We start from the raw sequence: 17,257 nt of genomic DNA on the forward strand, positions 1-17,257 counted from the left end.
CACGCTCCTCGTCGGCAGCGTCAGATGTGTATAAGAGACAGCCCGGTCCTGTGTGTCTACGACGTTTTTTGGCTGCTGTCCTTATGTTGTTACCGGGCTCAGTTCCACGGCCGTTGTAGGGTCGTGGCTACCCAGAGGAGGTGGGTATGGCTTTGGTTGCTGTGCTGGACGCTTACGTGACGGCTTCGAAGGATTGGCCGCCCGCCACCTCACGATGACCCGACCGCTGATTGAGAGACGCGACATGATCGCCGGATAAGGACACGACGGCGCGGTTATCTGCTGGGCTCTAACCCATCCAACAGACTGGAGGCTGTTCTTGGTGCAACTATGGGCCGGCATCGACGCCGGCAAAGCCCACCACCACTGTGTCGTGATCGGCGCCGACGGAAACCGGCTGCTCTCCCAGCGAGTTCCCAACGATGAACCAGCGCTGCTCCAACTCATCGCCGCCGTCCTTGAGATTGCTGGCGGGGACGAGGTCGTATGGGCAACCGACCTGAACCATGGTGGACCGGCGCTGCTGATTGCCCTGCTCGTTGGCCATGGCCAGGACATTTTGTACATTCCTGGCCGGACGGTGCACCACGCCTCCAAGATTTACCGCGGCGAAGGCAAGACAGACGCGAAGGACGCGGCGGTAATCGCCGACCAGGCCCGGATGCGGACTGACCTGCAACCCCTACGTGCGGGGGATGAGATCAGCACGGGGTTGCGGCTCCTGACTGCTCGGCGAGCCGATAAGTCCGCGGACCGGGTAAGAGCGATAAACCGGCTGCAGGCGCAGCTGCTCGAATACTTCCCGGCACTGGAGCGGGCCTTCGATTACAGCCGGTCCAAGGCCGCCCTAACTCTTCTGACCAGGCACCGCACCCCGGACGGAATACGGCGGACCGGGCAGGCGAGGATCCACGCCTGGTTGAAGAGGCAGGGGGCCCGATCTTCGGCAGCTGTTGCCGCCGCAGCAGTCGAGGCTGCAAAATCCCAGCACACGACGGTTCCCGCCCAGCACATGGGGGAGGGGATCGTCGCCTCACTCGCCCGGGAAATCCTCACCCTGAACGAGGAATTGGCCGAACTCGATGCGATGATCAGCGAGAAAGTCACGGAACACCAGCACACTGAGGTGCTGTTGAGCATGCCTGGCTTCGGCCCAGTCCTCGCCGCCGAATTCCTCGGTGCCACCGGTGGCGATCTTTCCGTCTTCCAGTCCGCAGACCGGTTCGCAGGCGTTGTCGGGCTGGCCCCTGCGCCGCGGGACTCGGGGAGGATCAGCGGCAACCACCATAGGCCCAGACGTTACGACCGCCGACTCCTCCGTGTCTTCTACCTCTCGGGGCTCTCGGCACTAAAATCCTGTCCCGCCTCACGTGGCTATTACGACCGAAAACGCGTGGAAGGGAAATCCCATATTCAGGCAATGCTCTCGCTTGCCCGGCGGCGGCTCAATGTCCTCTGGGCCATGCTCCGCGACGGCACAACTTACACTCCAGCGCCAGTCCGCCCGCAAGGATAGCTATCTGAGTCCTCCCGGGCAGCAGACCAGAGTTAGATCATCGGTTGTGGTTTCGGCGATGCTCGGCGCGTTCTGTTCTCGGTGTGTGTCGTGATTGTGGATGACTTGCGTCTTCCAATGGCTGTACGCGGGATCATGGGCGCTGGCTGTCCGGCGTGGGGCCAGCTTTTAGTCCAACATGTGGTCGTTGCTGCGCATGCGCACGGCGACCACTAGGCCGGAGGCAGCGGTGAGTGCAGCGACGGCGGCGATGGCGACGGGAATCCCATACAGGTCTGCGAGAAAACCTGACAGGAGGGCCCCTACGGCGAACCCGCCGTCACGCCAGAGGCGGTAGATCCCGACGGAGCGGGCCCGCCAAGTGGGGTGTGCGACGTCCCCGATGGCGGCCAGGAGGGCGGGGTAGACCATGGCCGTTCCGAGCCCGAGGAGGACTGCGGCGATGAGCCAGGGCCTAAAACTGTGGGAGGCGGCGACTATCGCGAGTCCCGCGGCTTGGACGATCATGCCGGTGACAATGAGCCATTTACGGCCCCACCGGTCTGAGACGGCACCTGTGAAAAGCTGCCCGGCGCCCCAGACCGCGGGGTAAACGGCGGCCAGGATCCCTACCTGATTCAGGTTTAGCCCGGAGCTGACGAAGAGGACCGGAAAGAGGCCCCAGGCGAGGCCGTCGTTGAGGTTGTTCACCAGTCCTGCCTGGCTGGCTGCGGAGAGCGAGCGGTCCTTGAAGCTGGTGAGTGTGAAAACCTGTCCCGTGGTGAGGCCGGCGCCGGCACTCCTGTGTGTACTTACGTGCTGGGAGGCTTCCGTCTTGGCATGGTGGTGGGTCTCGCGAATGGTCAGGACAGATAGGCCTAATCCGAGGGCGATGTATGCGGCGCCGAGGAGGAACGGGCCGGGCCGGAGCCCGTAGGTGGAGGCGATGTACCCGGTGGCCAGGGCGGTGACGGCGACGCCGAGGTAGCCTGCTGCTTCGTTCAGGCCCATGGCGAGGCCGCGTTGCTTCGGGCCGGTCAGGTCCATTTTCATGATCACGGCCGTGGACCAGGTCAGGCCTTGGCTGACACCGAGGAACACGTTCGCCGCGACGATCCACCCCCAGGACGGGCCAAAGATGAGCATGAGCGGAACAGGGATCGCTACCAGCCAGCCAGCGACGAGGACGGGTTTGCGGCCGTATCGGTCTGAGAGCGTCCCCGCGAAGTAGTTTGTTGCGGCTTTGGACAGGCCGAAGGCGAGGATGTAGGTCAGGGCGGCGGTGTACTGGTCCAAACCAAAAACATCGTCCGCGAGCAGCGGCAGCACGGTGCGCTCCTGGCCCAGCGTCCCGCCCACCAGGGCGTTGACTGCCACCAGCAGCATGAACTGCGCCAGGTTTTGTCGCAGGCCCAGCACGACACGGGCCGAGTCCAGCGCGCTCCCCGCCTTGGCTCTGGTCATTCCGGAATGCTCGCTTTCGGTCGGGGACATAAAGGTGCCCGGACGCGTGGGGGAACGCGTCCGGGCGGGCCCGGGCAGGAGGGGGGTCCTGCCCGGGCGGTCTTAGGGGTTACTTTGCTAAGACGGCGTCCTGTCGGGTCTGCTGGAAGGCGTCCCAGGCTGCGTAACTGCCGTCGAGTTCGACGACGTCGTACCCGGCCCGGCGCAGGGCGCTGGCTGCGACGGAGTTCCGGACGCCTGACTGGCAGTAGGTCACGATGGTTCCGTCGGTGGGGAGCTTGTCCAGGTGCCACATGATCCGGCCGCCGCTGAGCTGGTACGAGCCGGGGATGTGCCCCGCGGTGTGCTCGCTCTTGTTGCGGACATCAAGCACCATGGCCGCCCGGAAGTCGGCCAGGCCGGTGGGCTGGATCAGCTTCGGGGTGGTGGTGGGGAGTCCTTCGATGCTGGTGACGTAGCCGGCGACGTTGTCGATGCCGACCCGTACCAGGTGGTCCCACATGTCCATGGCCTGCTCCTGGTCCTGGGCGAGGAGCACCAGCGGGTTCTTGTCCGTCTCCGGGTTCACGACCCAGGCGCCGTAGCTGGCAACGGACTTCCCGGCTGGCACGTTCAGGGAACGGGCTACCGTGCCTTCGTGGACCTCGGTGTTGGGGCGGGTGTCGATGAAGGTCAGGGTGTCCTCCGCCAGGCCTGCAGCAACGATGCCGGTTGCCAGTTCGGGCAGCGGCGTCCGCTCACCCATGACGGCGGGGCCTTCACGGTTTTCACGCTTCATCCGTCCGAAGTAGGCGTGCGCGTCGGGCTGTCCGTCGAGGAGCTCATCGATGAAGCCCTGCTCGTCGTTGGCGGCGAGGTAGGGGCCCCACCAGGAGTAGAGCCGCTCGTAGCCCACGGTGGAGGACGGGATGGCGCCGAGGGCCTTGCCGCAGGCGCTGCCGGCGCCGTGGGCCGGGTGGACCTGCACGTAGTCCGGCAGGGTCAGGAACTTGTCCCGCAGGCTGGCGAAGAGCTGCTTGGCACCTTCGAAGCGGGTGTCGATGCCGCCGGCTGCCTCGTCCAGCAGGTCCGGCCGGCCCAGGTCGCCGGAGAAGACGAAGTCCCCTGAGAGCAGGTAGCCGGGCTGGTCGCTGAAGGCGCCGTCGGTGACCAGGAAGGACAGGTGCTCGGGGGTGTGGCCCGGGGTGTGTACTGCCTGGATGCTGATGTTGCCGATGGTGATCTTGTCGCCGTCGTAGAGGCGTTCGCCGTCGAATTCGTACTGCCAGTCCGGCCCGCCCTCACCTGAGACGTAGATCTTCGCGCCGGTGGCGGCGGCGAGTTCCCTAGTGCCGGAAAGGTAGTCGGCGTGGATGTGGGTTTCGGTAACGGCGATGATCTTCATGCCGTTCTTTTCAGCCAGTTCCTGGTAGACCGCGATGTCGCGGCGGCCGTCGACAACAACGGCGGTGCCGTTGGCCTGGCAGCCGATCAGGTAGCTGGCCTGGGCGAGGTCTTCATCGTAAATACGCTCGATAAGCATCTGGTGCTCTCCTTCGGTTGAAAGGGGTTTGGGGGTTTGTTCTGCATCCAGTATAGATACCCCCTGGGGTATCTCGCAAGTGGGTTGGGGCCTAGGTGTTTTTCCTGCGGAATAGCCTGTGGAGCAGTCTGCACGGGCCGGCCGGGGGGTGCCCCTGCCGTTGCCGGGGCGGGTTTTCGGGGGCTTGCTGGTAAGTGACGGGGTGGCCGTTGCGGTACCACTCGGTGATCCCGCCAGCCACGTTGACGGCCTGGTATCCGCGGTCGGTAAGGATCCGCGCGGCCTGGCTGCTGCGTTTTCCTGACCCGCACATGAGGTAAAGCGTGCCGCCGGGCAGGTCGGCGAGCCGGGAGGGCAATTCGTCCAGGGGAATGTTCAGGCTCCCCGGGACGTGTGCGGTCGCATGTTCTTCACGGCTCCGCACGTCCACCAGTGTGGCCTGGGGCCATACCGTGGCGAGTTCGTCTGCCGTTACCGTGCGGTACGCAAGGTCCCCTGGCATTGCCGTCACAGGCTTTGGGGGCCGGCCTGGGCGCGGAGTTCGTTCATGTCAACGTTTTTGACGGCCTGGATGACTTCTTCGAGGCCGGTGGCGTTGAGGGCTCCGGGCTGTGAGAATACCAGGGTCTTGTCCTTGAAGGCCATCAGCGTGGGGATGGAGGTGATGTTCGCTGCGGCGGCCAGTGCCTGTTCGGCTTCGGTGTCCACCTTGGCGAAGGTGATGTCCGGGTGGCGTTCTGCGGCCTTCCCGTAGGTGGGGGCGAACATGCGGCAGGGGCCGCACCATGCTGCCCAGAAGTCAACGAAGACGATCTCGTTGCTCTCCAGGGTTTCGGCGAAGCTTTTTTCGGTGAGGTCGATGGTTGCCATCGTCTTTCGTGTCCTTTCGGGAGTTGTGGTGCGTGGCGGGGGAGTGTCAGGTGGTGGGGAGCCCGGCGCGGGTCCAGGCGATCATGCCGCCGGCCATAGTGTCGGCGCTGTAGCCGGCTCCGTTGAGGGCGTCGGCCACCGCGGCACTGCGGTTGCCGCTGCGGCAGACCGCGATGACGGGCACTGCGGGGTCCAGTTCGGACAGGCGTGCCTGCAGCTGGCCCATGGGGATGTGCAGGGCGCCGGGGATCATGCCTTCCTCGACCTCGAAGTCCTCGCGGACATCGAGGATGCGGGCGGTGGTGCGCCGCTGCTCGGTCTCGGTGATGGTGATTTCAGCCATGGTGTTTCTCCTTCGAAATAGTGGGCAGTTGTTAGCGGACAGGTTCGCCGGCTGCGCGCCAGGCGCCCATTCCGCCGCGCAGGGAGTAGGCCTGGTAGCCCTGCGAGGCCAGAAGCCGTGCCGCCGATGCGGAGCGGACCCCGGAGGCGCAGACGGCGATCACGGGCTTGTTCCTGTTGATTCCTGCAGTGCTGGTCTGCAGCCGGTCCAGCGGGATGTGCTTGGCCTGGGGTGCCCGTCCGGTGCGCCATTCCTGGGCGGAGCGGACATCGATCAGCGCGGCACCAGAGGCCAGGAGTTCCTTGGCCTCAGCGACGGAGACTGTTGTGTAGGGCTTGCTGAAGGCTTTTTTCAGGGAGCTGATGAGGCCCATGGTGTTCTCCTTGGGTGGGGGTTGGTTCAAGCGGGTGAAGGGATGTTGCTGCGGCGGCCGGTGCGGTTTCGCAGGGGGCAGGAGCTGATGAAGAACCAGCAGATGCCGGCGGTGGCTGCGGTGAGGGCCGCAATTCCGGCGGCGATGAACCACCGCAGGTCTGCCGGTGCCTGCTGGATCAGGACGAAGGTTCCCATGGCCAGGACGAACCAGCCGAACGCTTTGCGCAGGGCAGCTTCGGGGATCCGGCCGGCCAGCTTCGATCCGATGAGGCTCCCAGCGATGGCGGCGGCGGTCACCCCGAGGGTGATGCCCCAGTCGAGCTGGATGGTGGTGAGGTATCCGGCGAGCCCGGCGAAGGACTTCATGGCTATGACCACCAGGGATGTGCCCACGGCCACGGACATGGGCAGTCCGCCGAGCAGTGCAAGGGCCGGGACCACGAGGAATCCGCCGCCGGCACCCACCAGCCCGGTGATGAGCCCGACGACGGCACCGTCCAGCAGCACCCTGCCAAGGGGCAGTTCGTGCTTGACCGGTGCGGCGCCGTCGTCGTTATTTTTCTTCCGTCCGCGGAGCATGGCCACGGAGGTGGCCACCATCATGATGGCGAAGGCGATCAGCAGGATCTGGCCGGGGATGTGCCCGCCCAGGAGGCCGCCGACGAACGCGCCGGCCATGCCGGCCGCGCCGAAGATCAGGCCGGTCCGCCACATCACCCTGCCCCCGCGGGCGTGGCTGATCACGCTCACTGCCGAGGTGACGCCGACGACGAACAAGGACGCTGCGATGGCTTCCTTGGCCTCGAATCCGGCCACGTAGACCAGGATCGGGACCGTCAGGATGGAGCCGCCGCCGCCCAGGACGCCGAGCGAGAGTCCGATGACTACCGAGAGGGCGAGAACCAGGATGAGGGTGAGGGTCATTAGGCTGCGGCTTCCGTGCTCTTGTTGCTGACGGCGGGCAGGGCGAGGATGGCGCTTTCGCGGGTGGGTTCCTTGGCGGCCTTGTTCCACGGCATGGCCGAGATGGCCTTGCCCATGGCGCAGGTGTTGGTGGCCGCTGAGAAGGTCAGGCCCGTGCCGATGACCCCGGCAAGCGTCCGGATCTTCGGGGAGATGAACTTGCCGCCGGCCAGGCCCAGGACCACCAGGGAACCGGCCACAAGGCGGACCTGGCGCTCCAGGTCCCAGCGGTCCTTGCCCTTGATGACGTCTCCGCCGGCAGAGGCGAAGCCTGGTGCGCCGCCGGTGAGGACGTAGGCGGTGTCGATTCCGGCCTTGGCGAGACGCTGGCGGGCCTGCTCGGCGCGCACGCCGGACTGGCACACCAAGACCACACGGGAACCCAGGCGGGCGGCGAGCTCATCGGTGTGCTCGGACAAGAGCGGCAGCGGCACGTTGTAGGAGCCGCGGATGTGCATGGACTCAAACTCAGCGGCGGAGCGGACATCGATCACCACGAGATCCTGGTGCTCTTTGAACCAGGACTGGAGGGTTTCAGGGGCGAGTGCGGTAACAGCGGGTGCCGTGGAAGGGGAAGTCATTTTTTGGCCTCTCGGAAGGGGGCGGGTGAATACCCCACCGAGTATTACAGATACCCCTAGGGGTAGTCAAAACACCCTAGGGGGTATAGACTGGATTCAAGCCCTCACTATTGGAGAAACCCGTGGAACTCAATCCTTCAGAACTGACCCCTGTCATCAACCGCCTCAAGCGCGCCCAGGGCCAGCTGTCCGCTGTCACCCGCATGCTTGAAGAAGGCCGGGACTGCAAGGACGTCGTCACCCAGCTGGCAGCCGTATCGAAGGCCCTGGACCGGGCCGGGTTCGCCATCATCGCCACGGGCCTTGAACAGTGCATCGTCCAAAAGGACGCAACGATGGACAAGAAAGACCTGGAAAAGCTCTTCCTCTCCCTCGCCTAACCAGACCAACTGTCGAGCAGCCCAAGGAGAACCATGACGTACACCCTGACCGCCACCGTTGACCTTCCGTGGGCCGAGGCCCTGGACCGCACCCGGGATGCCCTGTCCGCTCAGGGATTCGGGATCCTTACCGAGATCAACGTCCGTTCCACCTTCGAGGCCAAACTTGGCGCCGAAGCCGCCGATGCCATTGGGGACTATGTCATTCTTGGTGCCTGCAACCCGGCCCTGGCCAGCCGCGCCCTCGCCGCGGAACCGGAAATCGGCGCGCTGCTGCCGTGCAATGTCGTCGTGCGCCGGAACAGGGATGCAGAGATAACCACGGTGGAAGCCATCGACCCCCAGACCATGGTCCAGCTCAGCGCCGCCCCATCCGTCAAGGAAGTAGCCGACGACGCCGGGACCCGCCTTCGAAAGGCCCTCGCCGACCTGGGCGAAGCGGCGAAGTAGGGATGTCCGCGAACGCAACGGTTCCGGAGACTGTGCAGGCCGGCCCCGGACTGCTCATCCATTCCGCGGGCCCGCTCGAGGAGGAAGCCCTGGCCGCTGTCCTGCGCAGTGCCGCCAACGCCCGCGCCGCGCTCGGCCAGGGAACCGGCATTGAAGTGGTGGTCCAGGGGCCAGGGGTTAAGCTCCTCGCCAAAAATTCGTCCGCCGCCGAGGCCATCACCAACGCCGGACAACTGGACGTGGGCATCCTCGCCTGCGGCAACAGCATGCGCTCGGCAGGCATGGAAGACAAAGACCTGGCCCCCGGCGTCGGCACCGTGCCGGCAGCCATCGCCCACCTCGCACGGCGCCAATGGGACGGCTGGGCCTACGCCAAGCTGTAGCGTCGGCCCTTGAACTCTACGAGCTATGCACGGACGCGACGATGGCCGCTTTCGGGGGTGAACGAGTATGTGCAGAATGTCCCGTTCAGCGACCTTTTAGGTCCAAGCAATAGGAATCTTGGCCATCACCAAGGTCCGCTTATCGGCAGCGGCTGTCGGATCAACGTCAGTCCCTGATATCAGGAGATAGTCGCCGCTAAGGAGAGTGATTTCCTTAGTCCGTGCGGCTTGTATCCACAGGGCAGTTTGCTCGTCTTTTGAGTCAAGACGCTCAGACCAAACCAGATTGTCCTCGAACCACAAGGAAAGAGTGCCGTCAGTGGAGGCACGACACAGGATGCTGCCATCGGCTGGTTGAGCCTTTAAGGCGATGTCCGCATAGTCACTGTTGCACGCCCGCCTGAAGCCTCGTGTCAGCATGTCCTCGGTAAGAGAAGTGTTCGACGGCTGCTCTGCAGGGCCGCTCCTGGTCATGCCGGATGAAGTGGTTAGCGCAAAGAGTGCGTAGTGAAGCATCCCGAACGATCCGGCTATCCTGACGCTCAGCCGGGCTCCCAGGTAGTCATCTGGCATAAGCAATCCCCCACAAGCATTTCCCGGTCGAGCACGACATTGCTAGGCCAGCCTAGTCAACCGCACCACACGCCCCCGAACGACTGACTTGCGCACTCAAATTTGTGTCTTGATAAACAACAGCTTTGCGAGACAGCCCTCCACGCTTCGTTTGAGCCCTGTCGGTAAGCTCTAGGACGGGATTCTCTGCGTCTCCTAAAGGCGTCTCACCATTATTTGTCTCGTCCGGGGCGCGTCTGGGACTTTTCGAGTCAGAATTGCCTGATGAGGCTACTCGGTTACACCCGTGTCAGTACATCCGGTCAGGACGCCCAGCTACAGCTGGACGCACTTGTTGAAGCAGGGGTGCAGAAACGCGACGTCTTTGCCGACGTGACTTCCGGATCCAAGGCCGCGATCGAGCGGCCGGGGATGAAAAGGCTCCTGGAGTATGCCGAGGAGGGAGACACCGTTGTTGTATGGCGGGTCGACAGGCTGGGCCGGTCCCTCATCGACGTGCTGAACACCGTTGCCCTGTTGCGGGACCGCCGCATCCACGTCCGATCCATCGCAGATGGCATCGACCCGGCAACCTCCACAGGTCGCTTAATGCTGAATATGCTCAGCACCCTCGCCGAATATGAGCGCGAGCTAATCGTCGAGCGAGTTAAGGCCGGCATCGCCGCGGCCAGGCAGAACGGGACACGCTTTGGCCGGCCGGTGGCCGATCCTGCCGTTATTACGGACAAGTTATCGATCGCCCAGGCCGCCCGCGCGAAGGGCCGCACAGCCGAAGACGCCGCCCGGCTCGTGGGCTGGAGCCGCGCCACGCTCTACCGGCACCAGAAAGCCCAAGCCAGCGCTGATGCTTAGTGCCGCGGACTGATCGTGTTCATCGCGGGGTTGTTTTTAGATGATTGATGCGGAGTTCAGGTGGATAAACAGTGCGGCTACGCTCACCTTTCCAGCGCTAGGCAACGACAGCCCACCTCAAGGTCAGAGAGCTAGATAACGGTCTCCGAATCGACAATCTCTGATTCAAAGAACTCAAGTTCCCCAGTTCGGATTACCGGCATGACTAAGCCGTTTCCGAACACTTTGATCGTGATGCTATGAACGGCTTCACGGATATATGGGATGAGCGCCATAACTCCAACCTTGTTGGCAAACTCGAAGGCCACTGACTGAGGGACCGTCCATTTGCTGGGCAGTTCGTAGATAGCTCCTGCATCAACGACGATGAGCCCGAGTCTTGTTTCGAATTCAACTTTGAGCCTAATGACCAAGTCGTCTGGGCGCCTGTTGATGGTCAGGCTGAAGTCCGGGGCGGCTGTTATCTCCTCGCCGTCAGGCACGGCATCCGCCGCTGCACTTCGTTTGGCAGAAACCTCAAAGAACTCAATTGAGAGTGTTCCCACCAAACCAAGTAGGGCAACAACGTCTTCGACATTGGTGTTTTGATCCTGGCTATGCTCTCTCACGACGCCGCCGTACCGTGGTAGGTCGCCTTGGCCGTCTTCGACGTTGTTCCTAAGGCGAAGATCGAAATTACCTTGTTGGACCGTGGGTTGTTGAACGATATAGGAGCTAGTCGGGCTCGGGCAGTTGGAACGGAAGATGCCCAAGTGGCACGGTAGCGCGCGCACGAGCCATTGAAGCTTTCCACCAGATCGACGGGGAGAGGATGTTCCTCATAGGTTTCGGCAATTCCGATGCCCTGAGCTTCAAGCCATGCGAATACGTCAGCCCAGGCCCAAAGCTTCGAGGTGCCAGCCAGACAGAACGACGCAGGAAAGTTTTTGCGGCGTTTGCCGCCAGCCCACAAACGTGCGTTCTCGGCTGTGACGCCAGCACGTTCAGCAATCTCAGAAACGGTCACCAGGTCGAGGTCGACTCGAATGATGTGTAGCTCAGGGGCTGAGCTTTCGATGGCATTTTTGACAGTCAGTAGAGCCATACGGGGAGATGACTCGGAGACATAGACAGCAAGTTCCTGCTGGCCGTCGACTTCTGCCGGATAAATTTCTGCAACATCCCGGAGTGCCGAGGCCAGCTCCGCCAACTCATCTAGATTCTTGCCTTCGACGCGCATGTTGAATGCGTACGTTTGCAAATCGCTCACCTTGTTCTGCTTGGTTTCCGCTTCACAGCTATGTTGGAATGTTCCAACACTTATAGCTTTTGTGCAAGTGCAGTCTCAAAGCACTGAACTGCACAAGCGAGAACCACTACCAGTGAGCTCGTCCTGGGCCTCTTCCATGGGGACACCGCTTGGCAAAACGCCATAGTGCTTTTGCTGTGTTACTCCCGGTGCTGAAAACAGGGGTGCGGCACCCGTGCCCGCACAACAGAACGGCGGTGTGATGTGCAGATTTTCCGACGTCCGTATCGTAAGTCCACCCGAACTCGTTCTGCAGGACTTGGATGCACTTTTTCGCATCGGAATCCTTCGGATAACCGCCCATCTAGGTCCAGCGTCTCCTTACGACGGGAGCCAGTTCACTGGCGCGTTTGTTGAGTTCAGGAAGTCCACAAGTGGGTTCGCCGGCGTCGAAGCGAAAGCGCTCTGTCATTTCACCGAATGGAAAATGGCGGTTATTTCTCACCGGGGTGCTCATTCATTCGCTTCGGTCGTGGCCTCGGCGGCCGTCTCCTGTGACTTTCCGCGGGGCGAGGTTACCGTCTGCGAGGGTTCATTTAGATCAACGATGAGCATGTTGTCTTCAACTCTCGGAACCCACCGTTTAGCTACAGTTGTGTCGATTCCGATGTACTTCGTGAACATGGTCCCGGCAATGAGGACTATGCCTCGGTTTGCATCCTTGCCGGGTCCCTGGCGACGAGTCGGATACGCGTTGGGTGAGGTTAGAGGCACGGCCTGGATCGCAATAAGTTTGGCACTCGCATCCCACATAAATTGTACGGCTTCCGGCTCATCGATCAGGCGGAAGGCGGCGTCGTTCAAGGAGAACATGCCGCGTTTCTGGATCGTCACGGTCGGAATGGTGGAAGCAGGCGCGCTGCCCTTCTGGAAAACTTCGAATGCCATGGACAACACTGTAGCTGATCACGCTCGGAAAGTTTAGAAGTGCGTTCAATAGTTTGGGCGCCATCGGGCTCTTCTCCTGCTAACCGCTGACCCGAAGAGAGCCGAATGGTTGACCTCAGTCATGGTGTCGGGCAATGGCGCAGCGACCAAGCCTGCCCGTAACTAAGCACAGACAGTTCAAAGACGGCATCATCCCGCCCCCAAAAGCGACTTCGACTGAGGTACAAAGCCACTGCGCCGCAGCGCTAGGTTCGCTGGCATCACTGCTGATTTAGGAACGTCTTCCCCACTACCGGATCTTCTATCGGAACGTTTAGGGAAGTAGACAGACCGATCGTAGAGCTATGCAGTGCCTCGATGTGTATCACGCTGCACTGTGCCCTGCTTTCGGCAGAGCAAACATCTAACACCTGCAAGCTTTTCTTGGACCCTCGCAGCAAACTTCTAAAATCTTGTTATCCCCCTGCACCGTGATGGATCCATCTTTTCGATGCGTACTCGAGTGTCTGCTGGAGTCGTTGCCCAAGGACAACGCCACGGCCAGACGTATGTGGCGAGCATTTCCACCACTGCCCCAACGCTGTCCACTCGGCCGCCGTAGGCCTGAGAAATGGACCTCGCTTCGCTCGGGCTGTAGAAGCGTTTCTCTGTTTTTTGCTGCTGTCCTCCGGATCGTACGTGCCCGCTCCACCGGCTCAACCGTCCTGCGGACGGCTGCGCAGCCGATGCCTTGTGTCGGCGCTTCGCTTATTTCCTCCCCCAATCCATCAGCTGCTTGCCCTTCGGGTTGCCCCGGCTCCGTCGGGCACAGCTACGCGTTGCTCCGCCAGCAGGCAAAAAACAACGGGGGAGAAGGGAAGCTGGCCGGTCACCTTGAGCCGCCCCACCCACCGAATCCTCAGCAAAGGACACAACAACCCATGAACACCACCGAAGACCGTATCGCTCGCGCCGCACTGACCCGTCTCTTTGAGCCCGGCGACATCGTTGGACGGGCGTTGGTCGCTAAACACGGGGCCGCTTCCGCACTGGAGATCGCAACCGGCGCCCAGGCCGCCGTCCCGTTCTGGGATGTCACGGCCGAGGAGCTGGCCGAGGGCCAGCGTCGCTGGGCAGCGCGGATCCCGGATCTGCACCCGGAAAAGGACCTGGCCATCATCGAACGTCTTGCCGGCGGATTTCTCACTCCCGATGACGAGCACTGGCCCGCAGGACTGAATGATCTTCCGGACGCGCCGTGGGGCCTCTGGTACCGCGGCAACATTGAGAACAGAATCCCCAACCCGGCACAATGCGTGGCCCTGACAGGCTCACGGGACAGTACCAGCTACGGCGCCGCAGTCACGGGCGATATCGCCTACGGCCTGGCCCAGCGTGGAATCTGCGTGATCTCCGGGCTGGCCTACGGCATCGACGCACACGCTCACCGCGCCGCACTGGCAGGCCACCAAGGAACCGAGGCGGCGACGATCGCAGTGCTGGCCGGAGGCCTGGACCGGGACTACCCGTCAGGGAACGCGGACCTCGCGGCCGCGATCCGCGCCAACGGCCTGACCCTCTCGGAACTGCCGCCGGGAAGCGCCCCGACCAGGTACAGGTTCCTACAGCGGAACCGCATCATCGCAGCCCTCGCAGGTGTGACCTGTGTGGTCGAGGCCCGGTGGCGGTCCGGCGCGCTGAACACCGCGCACCACGCCGAGACCATCGCCCGGCACGTCGCCGCAGTCCCCGGCAGCGTCCATTCGGCTAACTCGGCAGGCTGCCACCGGCTCCTGAAGGAAGGCGGTGCGGTGCTGGTCACCGACGCGGCAGAACTCATCGAGCTGCTTGCCGGCTAAAAACTACGGGGTGACCGGTCCCTTCCCGGGGCCGGTCACCGCGGGGGCGGTCCGCCGCCCGTGACCGGCGTTGGTGGTGGGTGGCCGGCGGCGGACCGCCAACCGCCCGGGACATCGGGTGGGAACCACGGGGTGGCGCGTCCCGCCAGCCGCTGCCCGGACCTGGGAAGTACCGGTGTGCTGGTTGATGGTTCGCAGGGCTCACCAAGGAAAGGGCGTCCGCTGGCGCGGCCGGCTGTTGGGGCCAGGCCGTGCCGTCGCAGAGCTCCGTCCCGCCCTGGCCCTGTTGTGTCTACGACGTTTTGGCTGCTGTCCTGACGGATTGTACGTGTCCGCTCCGGCCCGTCTAGCCCCTCCTTCGTCGGGGCCTGCGGCCCGCAGAATCGGCTCCGGCGCTCCTTCGTCGCTGATTTCCTCCGCAGATTCCGCGGGCCTTGCCCTGCGGGTAGACAGGCCTCCGTCGGCCACAGCTCCGCAAGCTTCGCCAGCAGCCAAAACAACGGGGGGAGAGGGGAAGCTGGCCGGTCACCTGAGCCGCCCCACCCACCAAATTCCTCAGCAAAGGACTTTCAAACCATGAACGACGCAATCCGCATTTCCAGCCCCGCCGACATCCTCGGCTTCATCCCGCACACCCTCGGCTTCGTGCCCCGCGAGTCCTTCGTGTTCCTGACGATGCGCGGGAACACCCTGGGCGCCACGCTCCGCGTTGACGCCCCACTGTTCGCCGATCACGCAGGCTTCGCCCGCTCCATGGTGGAGTACATCGAACTGGATGCCAAGGCCACAGCCGTCCTGTTGGCCGTCTACACGGACAGCGACCCCGAAGTAGGGACGCAACGGCCGTTCCACGACCACATCGAGGCGGTAATTCAGGCGCTGGAGACCGCGGGTACGCCTCTGAAAGACGCGTGGCTGGTCACCTCAAGCCACTGGCGGAACCTGCTGTGCGACAGCGAGGCAGGGTGCTGCCTGCCCGAGCCGCTGGAATCCATCACCGACGGGCAGCTGAACGCGGAACTGGTCTTCCGGGGCAGTAGCTACCAAAAAGCCCCCGGCACCACCTACCCGCCCTACACGGGACCGGCGGATACCGCAGACCGGATCCGTCAGGCCGTTTACGGGGTGTTCGCCGGAGAGCTGCACACTGCCCGTGAACTGTGGGCAGACGCCCTGACCCGTGACGGCTGGACCGACCCGGAAACAGCTGTCGAGCTGGTGGCCTGCTTCCAGCGCCCGGACCTGCGTGACGTGCTGTTCTGCAACGTCATCGACCCGGAACTGCCCGACGCCGAAGACAGCGGAGACCTGCTGATCGGGAAGGGCATCACACCGGACTGGGACCGGGTCGACCGGGCACAGCAACTGGCACGGGACCTGATGGAAACGACACCTGAACACTACCGGGCACCGTTGCTGACCCTGATCGGCTGGCTGTCCTATCTCAAAGGCCAGTCATCCGTGGCCGCGGAGCACTTCAACCTCGCAATCGAGGTCAGCCCCGGCTACCGACTCGCTGGACTGATGGAACAGCTGGTGAGCCAGGGGACCATCGCCCCGGTCGCACAGGACCCGGACACCGCCTACCAGCGGCACCGCTAAAGGCAACGGGGGCCGGACCGGCAACGGTTCGGCCCCCAGACGCGGTGGCGGCCTCCCCCGCTGGCGCTCCTCCGGCCGCCGATCACGCTGACGCGGGCGCAGCACCCCCCAACAGCACCCGCTGCTGCCGCCGGGCTACAGTGAGAGTGGAACGACACCACTTCAAGCCAGGGGGCAGCACTTGAGTCACGACTTCATCCTCACGGACGACGACGCCGCACCCGCCGGCGCCACCCACGCCCAAGACGTGCTGGAACTGTCCATGCTGACCATCCAGCAGCAGGCCCCCTCCGCCGTGGACATCTCCTGGGAAAAATCGCCCCTGGACCACTAACTTCCGCAGCAATGACGCTGCACGACAGGTTTCCTTTTGCTGAGGGAAAAACTGAGGCCGGCCCCAAGGGGCCGGCCTCACCTCGTTAAAAACCTGCCAACGTGCCGGCCAAGGCCGGCCCTCGTCATGTCCGCTCAGTTTCAGAGCTTGTTCGCCACAACCAAACGGCCGTCAGGCTGTTGAGAAAGCCGATAAACAGATCGCCGGCAGCTGGCCGACCAACGATAAGGTCCACGGCCACCAGCACCACCGATCCGATTGCGGCAACAGTGAAGACCACAGCCAGGACCCGGCGGACCAGTGGTGACTGCCACGCACTACCGCGCCGAGCCTCACTGCCGCGACCAGGGTGTGGAGCTGGATCGCTCATGCACCCACACTACGCAAGGACAAGTGCATGCTCGCAGGGCTCGCACTGGTTTTCGCTGCGCTTCAACCAGTTGGCGGGCGTCCGCTTCGCGGCCGGCGGTGGGGTTCAGGGCGTGCCGTCGCAGAGCTCCGGACGCCCTGAACTTTTTTGTCTACGACGTTTTTTGCTGCTGTCCTGCGGATCGTACGTGCCCGCTCCACCGGCTCAACCGTCCTGCGGACGGCTGCGCAGCTGATGCCTTGTGTCGGCGCTTCGCTTATTTCCTCCCACAATCCATCCGCTGCTTGCCCTTCGGGTTGCCCCGGCTCCGTCGGGCACAGCTACGCGTTGCTCCGCCAGCAGGCAAAAAACAACCGGGGGAGAAGGGAAGCTGGCCGGTCACCACGAGCCGCCCCCGCCCACTTGAAAGGAACACAACCATGAACGAAAAAAAGTCCCGCGAGCCCTACCCAGAAGCACCGATGGGGAGAGGACCGCCCCCTAACCGACCTGCAGGAATCCGTTGACAACATCATTGAGATTCCTTCGGATTCTATGTGTCCGCTCCGCCCCGTCTAGCCCCTCCGCAGGCTCCGGGGCCTGCGGTGCAGGAATTTCCCTCCGGCGCTCCTGCGTCGCTTATTTCCTCCGGGAATTTCCCACAACTTGCACAAGGGTAGACAGGCATCCGTAGGCCACAGCTCCGC

21 protein-coding genes are annotated in these 17,257 nt (G+C 63.3%); 8 read left to right on the forward strand and 13 right to left on the reverse strand.

Annotated elements, in window-relative coordinates; genetic code table 11:
- Nucleotides 1-319: 319 nt before the first annotated feature.
- Nucleotides 320-1,516 carry an IS110 family RNA-guided transposase gene (locus ACLRGI_RS21950; RefSeq protein WP_419203570.1) on the forward strand — a complete coding sequence of 399 codons (1,197 nt, stop codon included), beginning with the start codon at nucleotides 320-322 and terminating at the stop codon, nucleotides 1,514-1,516.
- Between the two features lie 168 nt (nucleotides 1,517-1,684).
- Here ACLRGI_RS21950 and ACLRGI_RS21955 read toward each other — a convergent pair whose 3' ends face one another.
- The 8 genes from ACLRGI_RS21955 to ACLRGI_RS21990 all read right to left on the reverse strand — a co-directional run bounded on the left by ACLRGI_RS21955 (nucleotide 1,685) and on the right by ACLRGI_RS21990 (nucleotide 7,613).
- Entirely contained in the window at nucleotides 1,685-2,959 is a 1,275-nt protein-coding gene (locus ACLRGI_RS21955) for an MFS transporter (RefSeq protein WP_419203571.1), read from the reverse strand.
- Nucleotides 2,960-3,068: 109 nt separating this feature from the next.
- Entirely contained in the window at nucleotides 3,069-4,481 is a 1,413-nt protein-coding gene (locus ACLRGI_RS21960; protein WP_419203572.1) for an MBL fold metallo-hydrolase, read from the reverse strand.
- Between the two features lie 91 nt (nucleotides 4,482-4,572).
- Nucleotides 4,573-4,983, reverse strand: a complete 411-nt coding sequence (locus ACLRGI_RS21965) for a rhodanese-like domain-containing protein (protein ID WP_419203573.1) — start codon at nucleotides 4,981-4,983, stop codon at nucleotides 4,573-4,575.
- A 5-nt stretch (nucleotides 4,984-4,988) separates the two neighbouring features.
- Nucleotides 4,989-5,351 carry a thioredoxin gene (trxA, locus tag ACLRGI_RS21970; protein WP_256247915.1) on the reverse strand — a complete coding sequence of 121 codons (363 nt, stop codon included), beginning with the start codon at nucleotides 5,349-5,351 and terminating at the stop codon, nucleotides 4,989-4,991.
- A 46-nt stretch (nucleotides 5,352-5,397) separates the two neighbouring features.
- On the reverse strand, nucleotides 5,398-5,694 hold the full coding sequence (locus ACLRGI_RS21975) for a rhodanese-like domain-containing protein (protein WP_419203574.1): 297 nt from the start codon (nucleotides 5,692-5,694) through the stop codon (nucleotides 5,398-5,400).
- A 31-nt stretch (nucleotides 5,695-5,725) separates the two neighbouring features.
- The gene (locus tag ACLRGI_RS21980) at nucleotides 5,726-6,067 is read right to left on the reverse strand and encodes a rhodanese-like domain-containing protein (RefSeq protein ID WP_419203575.1); all 342 of its coding nucleotides are present in this window, start codon (nucleotides 6,065-6,067) and stop codon (nucleotides 5,726-5,728) included.
- Between the two features lie 26 nt (nucleotides 6,068-6,093).
- The gene (locus ACLRGI_RS21985) at nucleotides 6,094-6,993 is read right to left on the reverse strand and encodes a sulfite exporter TauE/SafE family protein (protein ID WP_419203576.1); all 900 of its coding nucleotides are present in this window, start codon (nucleotides 6,991-6,993) and stop codon (nucleotides 6,094-6,096) included.
- Nucleotides 6,993-7,613 (reverse strand): rhodanese-like domain-containing protein, encoded by a 621-nt coding sequence (locus tag ACLRGI_RS21990; RefSeq protein ID WP_419203577.1) that lies wholly within the window; start codon nucleotides 7,611-7,613, stop codon nucleotides 6,993-6,995. Before ACLRGI_RS21990 ends, ACLRGI_RS21985 begins: the two co-directional genes overlap by 1 nt.
- 122 nt (nucleotides 7,614-7,735) lie before the next feature.
- Here ACLRGI_RS21990 and ACLRGI_RS21995 point away from each other — a divergent pair, with 122 nt between their 5' ends.
- From ACLRGI_RS21995 to ACLRGI_RS22005, 3 genes are read left to right on the forward strand one after another with little or no spacing between them, the layout of a single operon-like run.
- Nucleotides 7,736-7,993 (forward strand): metal-sensitive transcriptional regulator, encoded by a 258-nt coding sequence (locus ACLRGI_RS21995; protein WP_014920545.1) that lies wholly within the window; start codon nucleotides 7,736-7,738, stop codon nucleotides 7,991-7,993.
- A gap of 33 nt (nucleotides 7,994-8,026) precedes the next feature.
- Complete coding sequence (locus ACLRGI_RS22000) at nucleotides 8,027-8,443, forward strand: DUF302 domain-containing protein (RefSeq protein WP_419203578.1); 417 nt, start codon at nucleotides 8,027-8,029, stop codon at nucleotides 8,441-8,443.
- 2 nt (nucleotides 8,444-8,445) lie between these two features.
- Nucleotides 8,446-8,826 carry a DsrE family protein gene (locus ACLRGI_RS22005; RefSeq protein ID WP_419203579.1) on the forward strand — a complete coding sequence of 127 codons (381 nt, stop codon included), beginning with the start codon at nucleotides 8,446-8,448 and terminating at the stop codon, nucleotides 8,824-8,826.
- Between the two features lie 96 nt (nucleotides 8,827-8,922).
- Here the strand turns inward: ACLRGI_RS22005 and ACLRGI_RS22010 are convergent, their stop codons facing one another.
- Entirely contained in the window at nucleotides 8,923-9,399 is a 477-nt protein-coding gene (locus ACLRGI_RS22010) for a hypothetical protein (RefSeq protein ID WP_419203580.1), read from the reverse strand.
- A gap of 264 nt (nucleotides 9,400-9,663) precedes the next feature.
- Here ACLRGI_RS22010 and ACLRGI_RS22015 point away from each other — a divergent pair, with 264 nt between their 5' ends.
- Nucleotides 9,664-10,251 carry a recombinase family protein gene (locus tag ACLRGI_RS22015; RefSeq protein ID WP_419203581.1) on the forward strand — a complete coding sequence of 196 codons (588 nt, stop codon included), beginning with the start codon at nucleotides 9,664-9,666 and terminating at the stop codon, nucleotides 10,249-10,251.
- A 131-nt stretch (nucleotides 10,252-10,382) separates the two neighbouring features.
- Here the strand turns inward: ACLRGI_RS22015 and ACLRGI_RS22020 are convergent, their stop codons facing one another.
- The 3 genes from ACLRGI_RS22020 to ACLRGI_RS22030 all read right to left on the reverse strand — a co-directional run bounded on the left by ACLRGI_RS22020 (nucleotide 10,383) and on the right by ACLRGI_RS22030 (nucleotide 12,427).
- The gene (locus ACLRGI_RS22020; protein ID WP_419203582.1) at nucleotides 10,383-10,859 is read right to left on the reverse strand and encodes a hypothetical protein; all 477 of its coding nucleotides are present in this window, start codon (nucleotides 10,857-10,859) and stop codon (nucleotides 10,383-10,385) included.
- Nucleotides 10,856-11,500 (reverse strand): hypothetical protein, encoded by a 645-nt coding sequence (locus ACLRGI_RS22025; protein WP_419203583.1) that lies wholly within the window; start codon nucleotides 11,498-11,500, stop codon nucleotides 10,856-10,858. The genes ACLRGI_RS22020 and ACLRGI_RS22025 overlap by 4 nt, the downstream gene beginning before the upstream one ends.
- 492 nt (nucleotides 11,501-11,992) lie before the next feature.
- Nucleotides 11,993-12,427, reverse strand: coding sequence for a hypothetical protein (locus tag ACLRGI_RS22030; RefSeq protein WP_419203584.1), 435 nt, complete (start codon nucleotides 12,425-12,427; stop codon nucleotides 11,993-11,995).
- A gap of 920 nt (nucleotides 12,428-13,347) precedes the next feature.
- Here ACLRGI_RS22030 and dprA point away from each other — a divergent pair.
- The 3 genes from dprA (at nucleotide 13,348) to ACLRGI_RS22045 (ending at nucleotide 16,201) form a co-directional block, all read left to right on the forward strand.
- The gene (gene dprA / locus ACLRGI_RS22035; protein ID WP_419203585.1) at nucleotides 13,348-14,265 is read left to right on the forward strand and encodes a DNA-processing protein DprA; all 918 of its coding nucleotides are present in this window, start codon (nucleotides 13,348-13,350) and stop codon (nucleotides 14,263-14,265) included.
- A gap of 576 nt (nucleotides 14,266-14,841) precedes the next feature.
- Nucleotides 14,842-15,867: a DUF4192 domain-containing protein gene (locus ACLRGI_RS22040; protein WP_419203586.1), complete on the forward strand. Its 1,026-nt coding sequence runs from the start codon at nucleotides 14,842-14,844 to the stop codon at nucleotides 15,865-15,867.
- Nucleotides 15,868-16,048: 181 nt separating this feature from the next.
- Nucleotides 16,049-16,201 (forward strand): hypothetical protein, encoded by a 153-nt coding sequence (locus tag ACLRGI_RS22045; RefSeq protein WP_170850725.1) that lies wholly within the window; start codon nucleotides 16,049-16,051, stop codon nucleotides 16,199-16,201.
- Between the two features lie 124 nt (nucleotides 16,202-16,325).
- On the opposite strand, the gene ACLRGI_RS22050 is transcribed toward ACLRGI_RS22045, so the two are convergent.
- Nucleotides 16,326-16,571, reverse strand: a complete 246-nt coding sequence (locus ACLRGI_RS22050) for a hypothetical protein (protein ID WP_419203587.1) — start codon at nucleotides 16,569-16,571, stop codon at nucleotides 16,326-16,328.
- Nucleotides 16,572-17,257 lie beyond the last annotated feature (686 nt).

The organism is Paenarthrobacter sp. PPS72 (assembly GCF_048537125.1).
Taxonomy (GTDB): domain Bacteria; phylum Actinomycetota; class Actinomycetes; order Actinomycetales; family Micrococcaceae; genus Arthrobacter; species Arthrobacter nitroguajacolicus_E.